This window comes from Streptomyces sp. LS-MS-L19, from assembly GCF_058382285.1.
This window is the reverse complement of sequence record NZ_JBYCLL010000001.1, coordinates 2542074-2553574: the sequence shown is the minus strand read 5'-3', so window position 1 is coordinate 2553574 and position 11501 is coordinate 2542074. Positions and strand designations below refer to the sequence as shown.

11 protein-coding genes are annotated in these 11501 nt (G+C 70.9%); 6 read left to right on the top strand and 5 right to left on the bottom strand.

All coding sequences use genetic code 11. The features are described from left to right. Positions 1–10: 10 nt before the first annotated feature. The 5 genes from lspA (at position 11) to AC2XR2_RS11275 (ending at position 4709) form a co-directional block, all read left to right on the top strand. Positions 11–586, top strand: a complete 576-nt coding sequence (gene lspA, locus AC2XR2_RS11295; RefSeq protein WP_381302885.1) for a signal peptidase II — start codon at positions 11–13, stop codon at positions 584–586. Between the two features lie 58 nt (positions 587–644). Then, positions 645–1589 (top strand): RluA family pseudouridine synthase, encoded by a 945-nt coding sequence (locus tag AC2XR2_RS11290; protein ID WP_123760144.1) that lies wholly within the window; start codon positions 645–647, stop codon positions 1587–1589. After that, entirely contained in the window at positions 1586–2056 is a 471-nt protein-coding gene (locus AC2XR2_RS11285; protein WP_449352134.1) for a GNAT family N-acetyltransferase, read from the top strand. Before AC2XR2_RS11290 ends, AC2XR2_RS11285 begins: the two co-directional genes overlap by 4 nt. A gap of 273 nt (positions 2057–2329) precedes the next feature. Then, on the top strand, positions 2330–3904 hold the full coding sequence (locus AC2XR2_RS11280) for a Na+/H+ antiporter (protein WP_491514948.1): 1575 nt from the start codon (positions 2330–2332) through the stop codon (positions 3902–3904). Between the two features lie 64 nt (positions 3905–3968). Continuing rightward, positions 3969–4709: an SDR family NAD(P)-dependent oxidoreductase gene (locus tag AC2XR2_RS11275; RefSeq protein ID WP_381302882.1), complete on the top strand. Its 741-nt coding sequence runs from the start codon at positions 3969–3971 to the stop codon at positions 4707–4709. A gap of 93 nt (positions 4710–4802) precedes the next feature. On the opposite strand, the gene AC2XR2_RS11270 is transcribed toward AC2XR2_RS11275, so the two are convergent. After that, positions 4803–5921, bottom strand: coding sequence for a mechanosensitive ion channel family protein (locus tag AC2XR2_RS11270; protein ID WP_381302881.1), 1119 nt, complete (start codon positions 5919–5921; stop codon positions 4803–4805). 128 nt (positions 5922–6049) lie between these two features. Between AC2XR2_RS11270 and AC2XR2_RS11265 the strand changes: the two genes are divergently transcribed. Then, complete coding sequence (locus tag AC2XR2_RS11265; RefSeq protein ID WP_381302880.1) at positions 6050–6619, top strand: dienelactone hydrolase family protein; 570 nt, start codon at positions 6050–6052, stop codon at positions 6617–6619. Between the two features lie 7 nt (positions 6620–6626). On the opposite strand, the gene AC2XR2_RS11260 is transcribed toward AC2XR2_RS11265, so the two are convergent. The 4 genes from AC2XR2_RS11260 to AC2XR2_RS11245 all read right to left on the bottom strand — a co-directional run bounded on the left by AC2XR2_RS11260 (position 6627) and on the right by AC2XR2_RS11245 (position 11362). Beyond that, positions 6627–8282, bottom strand: a complete 1656-nt coding sequence (locus AC2XR2_RS11260) for an alkaline phosphatase D family protein (RefSeq protein WP_491514947.1) — start codon at positions 8280–8282, stop codon at positions 6627–6629. An 84-nt stretch (positions 8283–8366) separates the two neighbouring features. Continuing rightward, positions 8367–9182: a thioredoxin domain-containing protein gene (locus tag AC2XR2_RS11255; RefSeq protein WP_491514946.1), complete on the bottom strand. Its 816-nt coding sequence runs from the start codon at positions 9180–9182 to the stop codon at positions 8367–8369. A 70-nt stretch (positions 9183–9252) separates the two neighbouring features. After that, positions 9253–9945 (bottom strand): hypothetical protein, encoded by a 693-nt coding sequence (locus tag AC2XR2_RS11250; protein WP_330267557.1) that lies wholly within the window; start codon positions 9943–9945, stop codon positions 9253–9255. A 91-nt stretch (positions 9946–10036) separates the two neighbouring features. Then, complete coding sequence (locus AC2XR2_RS11245) at positions 10037–11362, bottom strand: DUF2252 domain-containing protein (RefSeq protein ID WP_330267558.1); 1326 nt, start codon at positions 11360–11362, stop codon at positions 10037–10039. Between the last annotated feature and the right edge of the window lie 139 nt (positions 11363–11501).

Below are 11501 nucleotides of genomic sequence, written 5' to 3'. Positions count from 1 at the left end.
AGGGACTCACGTGACAGAGGCGGAGCGCATCATCGGTACGCCGGATACCCCAGAGGCGGCGGGGGCCGAGCCGGAGCAGGACCAGACGGCGCGGTCCCGGGGCAAGCGCCGTGTCGCCGTGCTGTTCACGGTCGCCGCTTTCGCGTATGCCCTGGACCTGATCAGCAAGATGATCGTGGTCGCCAAGCTGGAGCATCACGAGCCGATCGAGATCATCGGGGACTGGCTGAGGCTGGAGGCGATCCGCAACGCGGGCGCGGCCTTCGGCTTCGGCGAGGCCTTCACCGTGATCTTCACGGTGATCGCGGCCGCCGTGATCGTGGTCATCGCCCGGCTCGCCCGCAAGCTCTACAGCCTGCCCTGGGCGATCGCGCTCGGACTGCTGCTGGGCGGCGCCCTCGGCAACCTCACCGACCGGCTCTTCCGCTCGCCCGGCGTGTTCGAGGGCGCGGTCGTCGACTTCATCGCGCCCAAGCACTTCGCGGTCTTCAACCTCGCCGACTCGGCGATCGTGTGCGGCGGCATCCTGATCGTGCTGCTGTCCTTCAGGGGCCTGGACCCGGACGGGACCGTCCACAAGGACTGAGCCCGGGTTTTCCACAGGCTCGTTCGGGGCGGTGTCACCCGTCCGGCATACTCGACGGGTGAGCACCATTCCCGAGATCCGTACCCTGCCCGTGCCCGACGGACTGGAGGGCGAGCGCGTCGACGCCGCCATCTCCCGCATGTTCGGCTTCTCCCGGACCAAGGCGGCCGAGCTCGCCGCCTCGGGGAAGGTCACGGTCGACGGGTCGGTGGTCGGGAAGTCCGAGCGGGTGCACGGCGGGGCCTGGCTCGAGGTGGAGATGCCGCAGGCGCCCGCGCCGGTGCAGATCGTCGCCGAGCCCGTCGAGGGCATGGAGATCGTCCATGACGACGACGACGTGGTCGTGATCGTCAAGCCCGTCGGCGTGGCCGCGCACCCTTCGCCGGGCTGGACCGGCACCACCGTGATCGGCGGGCTCGCCGCCGCCGGGTACCGCATCTCGACCTCCGGGGCCGCCGAGCGCCAGGGCATCGTGCACCGGCTCGACGTGGGCACCTCGGGGCTGATGGTCGTGGCCAAGTCGGAGCGGGCGTACACCTCGCTCAAGCGCCAGTTCAAGGAGCGCACGGTCGACAAGCGGTACCACACGCTCGTCCAGGGCCACCCCGACCCGACCAGCGGCACCATCGACGCGCCCATCGGCCGGCACCCCAACCACGACTACAAGTGGGCGGTCACCGCGGAGGGCAAGCCGTCCGTGACGCACTACGACCTCATCGAGGCGTTCCGCGCGGCCTCGCTGCTCGACGTGAAGCTGGAGACCGGGCGCACCCACCAGATCCGCGTCCACATGGCGGCCCACCGGCATCCCTGCGTCGGCGACCTGACGTACGGCGCCGACCCGACGCTCGCCAAGCGGCTGCGGCTGACCCGGCAGTGGCTGCACGCCGTACGGCTGGGCTTCGAGCACCCCGGGGACGGGGAGTGGGTGGAGTTCGCGAGCGACTATCCCGAGGACCTCCAGCACGCTCTGGACCTGGTGCGCGAGGAGACCTACGGGTGAGCACGCGCGCGTACGAGGTGCGGGTCGCCGAGGATCCCGCCGACCAGGAGGCCTGCTTCGCGGTGCGCAAGGAGGTCTTCGTCGGTGAGCAGGGCGTGCCCGAGGACATTGAGTACGACGCCTACGACGCCGTAGCGCTGCATGTGCTGGCCGTGCGGGAGGACGGGGTGCCGCTCGGGACCGGGCGGCTGCTGTTCGGTGCGGCGGCGGCCGGGAAGACCGGTGGCGACGAGTCGGTGGGGTCGCTGGGGCGGCTCGCGGTGACGCAGGCGGCGCGGGGGCTCGGGGTGGGGGCGGCGCTGGTGCGGGCCATCGAGGACGCGGCGCGGGGGCGTGGGCTGGCCGCGGTGGATCTGCATGCGCAGACGCATGCGCTGGGGTTCTACGAGCGGCTGGGGTACGTGGCGTACGGGCCGGAATTCCCGGATGCGGGGATCGCGCACCGGGCCATGCGGCGGGTGCTCTGACGGTTCGGCGGGTTGCTGGATCGAGTTCGGCGGGTTGTTGGATCGGGTCCGGCGGGTTCTGGCTCGGGTTCCGTCGGTTCCCGGTGCGGGGGTCCGGTCGGTTCGGCACCGCCGGGATGCGGCGACGGCCGGAAGGGGAGGCCGGTGCGCAGGCGAAGAGCGGTCGGTCGGGTGGACGGTCGGTAGACGACTGGCGGCGGTCGGGGAGGGCAGGGGGTTGAGCGGGCAGACTTAAGGGACCGTTGGTTTGTCGAGGTGCCCGGAGTTCTGACCGTGGATCAGTTGGCCCTGTTGTTCGTGTTGTTGCTGGGGGCTCTGATCAGCGTCCCGGTGGGGGACCGGTTCGGTCTGCCGGCGCCCGTGCTGATGACCCTGCTCGGGATCGTCCTCGCGGTGCTCGACTTCGTGCCGAATGTCGACATCCCGCCCGATCTGATCCTGCCCATCCTGTTGCCGCCGCTGCTCTACGCCGCCGTCCGGCGCACTTCCTGGCGCCAGTTCGCGGCGAACAAACGGCCGATCTTCCTGCTCGCCGTCGCCCTCGTCTTCGTCACGACCCTGTGTGTGGCGGCGGTCGCCCACACCATCGTGCCGGGTCTGCCGATCGCCGCCGCCGTCGCGCTCGGCGCGCTCGTCGCACCGCCCGACCCGGTCGCCGCGACCGCGGTCGCGGGCCAACTCGGGCTGCCCCGCAGGCTGGTGTCCATCCTGGAGGGCGAGGGCCTCTTCAACGACGTCACGGCGATCGTGCTGTACCACGTGGCCGTCGCCGCCGCCGTGAGCGGCTCCTTCACCCCGGGCGAGGCCGCCCTCGAGCTGGTGCTCTCCGCCGTGGTGGCCGTCGCCGTGGGGCTCGCGCTGGGCTGGGGCGCGAACAAGCTGATGGACCTGCTGGGCGACGCGACCCTCCAGATCGGGCTCACGGTCCTCGTGCCGTACGCCTCCTACGTCCTCGCCGAGGAGCTGCACGGCTCCGGTGTGCTCGCGGTGCTGACCACCGCGCTGTTCCTCGCCGAGTACGGCTCCGACGCCGACGACGTGATGACCCGGCTCGCCGGGCACACCTTCTGGGACATCGTCGACACGCTCGTGACCGGGGTGGCCTTCGGGCTCATCGGGCTGGAACTGCACAACGCGATCAGGACCGCCTCCGGACGCTGGGGCGAGATGCTCGGCTGGGCCGGGGTGATCGTGGCCGTGGTCGTGTTCGTACGGCTCGCGTGGCTGCTGCCGGCGACCGCGCTGACCAAACGCATGCACGCCAAGCGCGACTACGAGGAGGAGATCCCGGTGGGGTGGCGGGAGACCGTCATCATGTGGTGGTCCGGGATGCGGGGTGTGGCATCCGTCGCGCTGGCCCTGGCCATTCCGCTGGAGACCGAGTCCGGGGCGGGGTTCCCCGACCGGGACGAGATCATCTTCATCGCGTTCGGGGTGATCATGGCGACCCTGGTGCTCCAGGGGCTGACCCTGCCATGGCTGGTGAAGCGGCTGGGGGTGACGGCCGACTCCGAGCGGGAGAAGGAGTTCGAGAAGTCACTGGCGGTACGGGCGGCGAAGGCCGCCAAGCAGCGGCTCAAGGAGATCGAGAGTGCCGAGGAGCTGCCGGAGGAGCTGTCGGAGCAGATGCAGCGGCGGGCGTTCGAGATCGGTGTGCGGATCTACCCGGAGATGGGGGACGAGGAGCGGCGCGAGGCCCGGCGGCGGCTCAAGCGGATGCGGCGGATCCAGGGCGAGATGCTGAGCGCGGCGCGGCACGAGGTGCTGGCGGCGCGGAGCGAGCCGGGGGCCGATCCCGAGGTCGTGGACCGGGTGTTGCGGCATCTGGACGTGCGTAGTCTGCGATGACCGCGATGCGAAGATCAGGTAAATCGGGGTGAGCCGACCGGCGGTGGGTTCGTAGGGTCGACGTATGGCTCGCAATGTGGTGATCAGTGGTGGCGGAACGGGGATCGGACGCGCGGCGGCGCAGGTGTTCGCGGCGGAGGGGGACCGGGTGCTGCTGCTCGGGCGGCGCGCCGAGGTGCTGGAGAAGGCGGGCGTGCCGGGGGCGTTGACGTACGCCGCCGATCTCGCCGACGTCGACGCGGTGCGCGGGGTCGTCGGGTTCGTGGAGCGGGAGCTCGGGACCGTGGACGTGCTGATCCACAGTGCCGGGGGGACCGGGCAGCTCGAACCGGCCGTGGAGGGCGGCGACGCGCTCGATGCCGTCGCGCACAACTGGACCGTGAACTTCCGGCTCAATCTGCTGACCGCGGCGCTGCTCACGGAGGGGCTGAAGGAGCGGCTCGCCTCGCCGGGAGGGCGGGTGCTGTTCGTCAGCTCCATCGCCGCGTACCGGGGCTCCGGGAGTGGGGCGTACGGGGCGGCGAAGGCGGGGCTGCACCCGTACGCGCATGATCTGGCGCGGGAGTTGGGGCCTCGGGGGATCACGGCGAACGTGGTGGCGCCGGGGTATGTCGAGGACACGGAGTTCTTCGGGGCGGCGATCGATCCCGCTCGGCGGGAGCGGCTTGTCGGTGACACGTTGAACGGGCGGGCCGGGGCGCCGGGGGATGTTGCCGCCACGCTTCATTGGCTGGCGTCGGCCGGGGCGGGGCATGTGACTTCGCAGGTCGTGCAGGTCAATGGTGGGGCCGAGAGGGGGCACTGATCGGTCGGTGGGCGGGTGCGGGCTCGTCGTGGCTGGTCGCGCAGTTCCCCGCGCCCCCAGGTAGATCCCCGCACCCGGCGCCATGAGGAACCGTCAGCCTCGCCCGGTTCGCGGAGGCTCGTGGGCGCGGCGGGACGACTCGCCGTCCCTCTCGTTGCCGTTGAGCCGTCGAAAGCCCGGAGCCAGGGTCGCGTCCGCCGTGTTGACCCTCGGCAGCGCGTACGGGTGGTGGTCGGTCAGCCAGCGGATCATCTGTTCGCGGACCGTGACCCGGACCGTCCAGATGTCGTCGGCGTCCTTGGCGGTCACCAGGGCGCGCACCTGCATGGTGTTCGGGGTGGTGTCGGTGACGGCCAGGCCGTAGTCGCGGCCGTCCCAGGCCGGGCACTCGCGCAGGATGTCCCGCAGCCGCTCGCGCATCAGCTCCACCGGAGCGGTGTGGTCGACGTGCCAGTAGACGATGCCGGTCATCTGCGGGGTGCCCCGGGACCAGTTCTCGAACGGCTTCGACGTGAAGTACGACACCGGCATGGTGATCCGGCGCTCGTCCCAGGTGCGGACCGTCAGGAAGGTCAGCGTGATCTCCTCGACGGTGCCCCACTCGCCGTCCACCACCACGGTGTCGCCTATGCGCACCATGTCGCCGAAGGCGATCTGGAGCCCGGCGAACATGTTGCTGAGCGTGGACTGGGCCGCCACACCGGCGACGATGCCGAGGATTCCGGCCGAGGCCAGCAGTGAGGCGCCGGCCGCGCGCATCGCGGGGAACGTCAGCAGCATCGCGGCCACCGCCACCACGCCCACCGTCGCGGCGACCACCCGCATGATCAGGGTGACCTGGGTGCGCACCCGGCGGACCCGGGCGGCGTCGTGGTGGGCGCGCGCGTAGCGGGTGTACGTCGTCTCCACGACGGCGGCGGCGATCCGGATCACCAGCCAGGCGGTCGCCCCGATCAGGATCAGGGTCAGCGTCTGGCCGATGCCCGCGTTGTGCCGTTGCAGCGGCCGCACCTGGTCGTACGACCCTCTCAGCATGGCCGCGCAGAGCACGAGCATGTAGGGGATGCGGCCACGGCGCAGCAGACCCCACAGCGGGGTCTCGCTGTGGCGTTCGTCGGCCTTGCGCAGCAGTCGGTCGGTGGCCCAGCCGATCAGCAGGGTGAGCAGCACCGAGCCGCCGACCACGATCAGTGGGCGGAGTACGTTCTCCATGACCCCGAACCTAACCGGCCCTGCGGGGGCATGAACATGTGACTTCTGCCGCGAAGTGGGTAGGGCCCCGGACCCGCTCGCCGCCCGTGAGAAACGGCACTGTCGGTCCCGGCTGGCACCATGGCCTCATGAACATCATGCTCTTTCACTCGACCTACGGCCTCAGGCCCGCCGTCCGCCAGGCCGCCGACCGGTTGCGGGAGGCGGGGCACGAGGTGTGGACGCCGGACCTCTTCGAGGGGCGCACGTTCGACACGGTCGAGGAGGGCATGGCCTTCAACGAGGAGATCGGCAAGGACGAACTGCTCAAGCGGGCCGTCCTGGCGGCCGCGCCCTACTCCGAGCGCGGCCTGGTCTACGCCGGCTTCTCGCTCGGTGCCTCCGTCGCCCAGACCCTCGCCCTCGGCGACGAGCGGGCCCGCGGCCTGCTGCTCCTGCACGGCACCTCGGACATCGCGGCGAACGCGACCGCGGACGGGCTGCCGGTCCAGCTGCACGTGGCCGAGCCGGACCCCTTCGAGACCGACGACTGGCTGAGCGCCTGGTACCTCCAGATGGGCCGTACCGGCGCGGACGTGGAGGTCTACCGATACGCCGGGGCCGGTCACCTCTACACCGACCCCGAGCTGCCGGACTACGACGAGGAGGCCGCCGAGGCCACCTGGCGGGTGGCCCTCGGCTTCCTCGACACCCTCTGACCAGGCCCTAGACGGGGCTGTAGGTCCGCTCGACCTTCTGCGTGCCGGTCCGTGTGCGGTACGAACGCGCCCAGGTGGAGGTCGCGTTCTGCTTCGTCTTGTCGGACAGCACGTAGTAGTCCATCTGCGCCCGCTCGGTGGTGATGTCCAGGACGCCGTAGCCGTGGCGGTCGGTGTCGACCCAGTGGACGTGCCGGTTGGCGAGCTGGATGACCGGCGCGGCGAGCGCGGTGACCGTGCCCTCGGGGACCTTCAGGATGTCGTCGAGGTTGTCCGAGGAGACCGAGGTGACGACGAACTCCGTGGCGGCCGAGGCCGACAGCGGGTAGGTGCCCGCGTCCACCGGCACGTCGTTGGCCCACGCCATGTGGATGTCACCGGTCAGGAAGACGGTGTTGCGGATGGCGTTGGAGCGCAGGTGGGCCAGCAGCTCGCGGCGGTCGTCGGTGTAGCCGTCCCACTGGTCGGGGTTGAGGCCGAGGCCCTCCTTCGGCAGACCGAGCAGTTCCGCGAGCGGCCTGAGCAGGTCGGCGGTGAGCGAGCCGATTGCGAACGGCGAGATCATCACGGAGTTGCCGACCAGCCGCCAGGTCGTGTCGGAGGACTTCAACCCGGCCTTCAGCCAGTCGAGTTGGGCGCGCCCGGTGATCGTACGGTTCGGGTCGTCGACCGAGCCGCTGCCGACGCCGACCTGCTGGGAGCGGAAGGACCGCAGGTCGAGCAGGGAGAGGTCGGCGAGCTTGCCGAAGCGCAGCCGGCGGTAGGTGGTGCCGGCGGTCGCCGTGCGCACCGGCATCCACTCGAAGTAGGCCTGCTTGGCGGCGGCCTGACGGGCCGACCAGGCGCCCTCCGTGCCCTCGGTGTGGTTCTCGGCGCCGCCCGACCAGGCGTCGTTGGCGAACTCGTGGTCGTCCCAGATCGCCACGACCGGGGCGACCGCGTGCAGGGCCTGGAGGTCCGGGTCCGTCTTGTACTTGCCGTGCCGGATCCGGTAGTCGGCCAGGGTGAGGATCTCGTGGGTCGGCGCGTGCTGCCGTACGACGGTGTCGCGGGTGCCGTACTCGCCGGTGCCGTACTCGTAGATGTAGTCGCCCAGGTGCAGCCAGGCGTCCAGGTCGCCGCGGGCGGCGAGATGGCGGTACGAGGAGAACCAGCCGGCCTCCCAGTTGGCGCACGAGACCACGCCGAAGCGGAGGTTGGTGACGGCGGCGTCCGCCGCCGGCGCGGTGCGGGTGCGCGCCGCCGGGGAGTCGGTGCCGCCGGCCGAGAAGCGGAACCAGTAGTCGGTCGCGGGCGCGAGGCCGCGCACGTCCGCCTTGACGGTGTGGTCGGAGGCGGCGGTCGCGGTGACGGAGCCCTTGGCGACGACGGTCGTGAAGGCCTTGTCCTTCGCCACCGTCCAGGCGACCTCCACGTCCGGACCGAGCCCGGAGCCGGGTGTCGCCTCCTCGGTCGGGGTCACCCGGGTCCACAGCAGGATGCCGTCCGGGAGCGGGTCGCCGGACGCGACGCCGTGCAGGAAGGCGGGGGCCTCGGCGGCACCGGCCGGCCATGCGGCGGCCAGCGGAGCGGCCAGGACAGCGGTCGCCGCCGCGGCCTTGACGACCGTACGGCGGCGTGGGGACAGGGAGTTGCTGTCGGCTGTTCTCTGTCTACTAGTCACGGCCGATCAGGTTACTGATCGGTATGAACGAGAGCGGGCGAACTCGTGAAAGTCCGCCCGCTTTTTGACTGAAGAGTGCCGCGGTCAGCCCTTCAGGGCCGCCTCGAGCGCGGTGTTGAAGTCGGCGACCGTCATCGGCGCGCTCTTGCCGTCGGGACCGGTCAGGGTCTTGCCGTCCATCTTCAGGGTAGGCGTGCCGGTCACACCGTCCTTGTTGAACTTGTCGGACATGTCCAGGGCCCACTTGTCGTAGGTGCCGTTCTTCACGGCGTCCTGGAAGGTCTTGTTGTCCTTCAGCTCCGGGACGGTCTGCGCGATCTTGATGAGGTAGGAGTCGTCCTTGAACTTGTCCGGGCCGCTCTCCTCGGGGTGCCACTTCGTCGAGTACATCGCGGCCTTGTACTTGAGGAACGCCTCGGGGCTGACGTTCAGCGCCGCGCCGAGGGCGCTGAGGCCGTTCTTGGAGCCCTCGCCGCCGAGGTTGCCGTCCAGGAAGCTCGCACCGACGAACTGGATCTTGAACTTGCCCTCGTCGAAGTCCTTCTTGACCGTCGGGCCGACGGTCTGCTCGAACTGCGCGCAGATCGGGCAGCGCGGGTCCTCGTACATGACCAGGGTCTTCTTGGCGGTGCTCTTGCCCATCACGACCGTCGTGCCGTCGGTGCCCGTGGAGTTGGCCGGCTTGACGAGCTTGTCGTTCTTGGCCTCTTCCCAGTAACTGGGCTTGTTGCCCTGGACGACCGCGTAGCTGATGCCGCCGGCTATCGCCAGGACGCCGACTATGGAGCCGATGACGATGAGCTGACGCTTCATCTTGTCGCGCTTGGCCTGGCGCTCGCGCTCCTGGCGCAGCCGCTCGCGGGCGGCGGTCTTCGCGGCCTGGCTGTTCCGCTTGCTCATGGTGGTGTTCTCCGTAAAGGGGGACGCGCGCACATCGTGTGCGGGGGTACGTGAAGGGGACTGGTGGTGCTCAGGCGGAGGCGACCGAGCACGGCGGTCCACGCCGTCCCAGGGAGTGCGCGAGGATCTCGTCGAGTACGACGGCCGTACGGCGGCCGGGGCGCACCGGGCGGCCCGGCTCCGGCGCCGGGCGCACGGTCAGCGCGGCCGCCGCGAGGAGCAGCGGCCGGAAGGTGGTGGCGGCCACGGCCCGCAGCAGCTGGGCCAGGGCCCGCTCGCCGCGGCGCAGCCAGGCGGCCGCGAGGAGGCCCACCGAGACATGGGCGGCGAGCAGCAGCCAGGCGGTCTGCGGATCGGCGTGGGCGAGCAGGCCGCCGAGCCGGTCGGTGTCGGTCCCGGTCATCCGGGCCAGCGGGGAGCCGACGCTGGTGCCGTCGCCGCAGAACACGTCCCAGCCGACCGTGCGCAGCGGGCCCGCGACCGGGCCGCCCGCGGCGCCGTAACAGACGTGCTGGCCGGTGGTGAAGACGGTGTCGGCGGCCAGTTCCAGCGGGATCAGCACGGCGGCGATCCGCCCGAAGCCGCGCTCGCGTCCCGCCAGCGCGTAGGCGAGCGCGAACACGGCGACGGCGACCGCCGCCACCGTGTTCAGCGGCAGGGGAGCCCGGGACAGCAGCACGTGCGACGCGGTGCTGAGCGTCACGACGAGTGCCGTGAACAGCGCCGCGCGGAGCGCTCGTAGCTGGGTCCCGGATATGTCCATAGCGTGGAGAGTGTGTCACGCGGGCCTGTAAGGGACCCCTAAAGAGTCCCTGTGCGCGGCCCTATCGTTATCGACAGCGGTGCGAGCCTGGTCACAGGCCGGGGATGCGGCCGTTGCGGAACAGGTCCACGAAGGTCTGGTGGTCGGCACGCGCGCGTGCGCCGTAGCTGTGCGCGAAGTCGACCAGGAGCTCCGCGAAGCCCTCCTCGTCGGCCGCGATCGCCGCGTCGATGGCCCGCTCGGTGGAGAAGGGCACCAGGGACTCGCCGGACTGGTCGTCGGCCGCCCCGTGCATGGTCGCGGTCGCCCGGCCGAGGTCGGCGACGACCGCCGCGATCTCCTCCGGGTCGTCGATGTCGCTCCAGTCCAGATCCACGGCGTACGGGGAGATCTCGGCGACCAGCTGGCCCGCGCCGCCCAGCTCGGTCCAGCCCAGCCACGGGTCCGCGTGCTGCTGGAGGGCGCGCTGGGAGATCACCGTGCGGTGGCCCTCGTGCTGGAAGTAGTCGCGGATCTCCGGGTCGGTGATGTGCCGGGAGACGGCCGGGGTCTGGGCCTGCTTGATGTAGATGACGACGTCGTTCTCCAGGGCGTCGGTGTGGCCCTCCAGGAGGATGTTGTACGACGGCAGCCCGGCCGAGCCGATGCCGATGCCCCGGCGGCCCACGACGTCCTTGACCCGGTAGGAGTCCGGGCGGTCCAGGGAGGCCTCCGGCAGGGTCTCCAGATAGCCGTCGAAGGCGGCCAGCACCTTGTAGCGGGTGGCCGCGTCCAGCTCGATCGAGCCGCCGCCCCCGGCGAACCGGCGCTCGAAGTCACGGATCTCCGTCATCGACTCCAGGAGCCCGAAGCGGGTGAGCGCGCGGGCCTCGCGCAGCGCGCCCAGCAGCGGGCCCTCGGCGGTGTCCAGCGTGAACGGCGGCACCTCGTCGCTCTTGGCGCCGGTGGCCAGGGCGTGGATCCGCTCCCGGTACGCGGCCGCGTACACCCGCACCAGCTCGCTGATCTGGTCGTCGCCGAGCGCCTTCGCGTACCCGATCAGCGCGACGGAGGCGGCGAAGCGCTTCAGGTCCCACGTGAAGGGGCCGACGTAGGCCTCGTCGAAGTCGTTGACGTTGAAGATCAGCCGGCCGTTGGCGTCCATGTACGTGCCGAAGTTCTCCGCGTGCAGGTCGCCGTGGATCCACACGCGCGAGGTGCGCTCGTCCAGGTACGGGCCGCCCCGCTTCTCCTCGTCGAGGTCGTGGTAGAAGAGGCACGCCGTGCCCCGGTAGAACGCGAACGCCGAGGCCGCCATCTTGCGGAACTTGACGCGGAACGCGGCCGGGTCGGCGGCCAGGAGCTCGCCGAAGGCGGTGTCGAAGACAGCGAGGATCTCCTCGCCGCGGTGCTCGTCGTTGAGCTGCGGTACCGACATCGCGGGGTGCCTCCTGGTGCATGTGTACGACAGCGTTTCTGTCGTCCTGTCCAACGGGCGGGCCCGGGTGAAAGTGCCCGCGACCCTCGTTGTGAAGGTACGCGGGGCGACCCCTTGAGTGTCAGTGCCGAGGCATAGA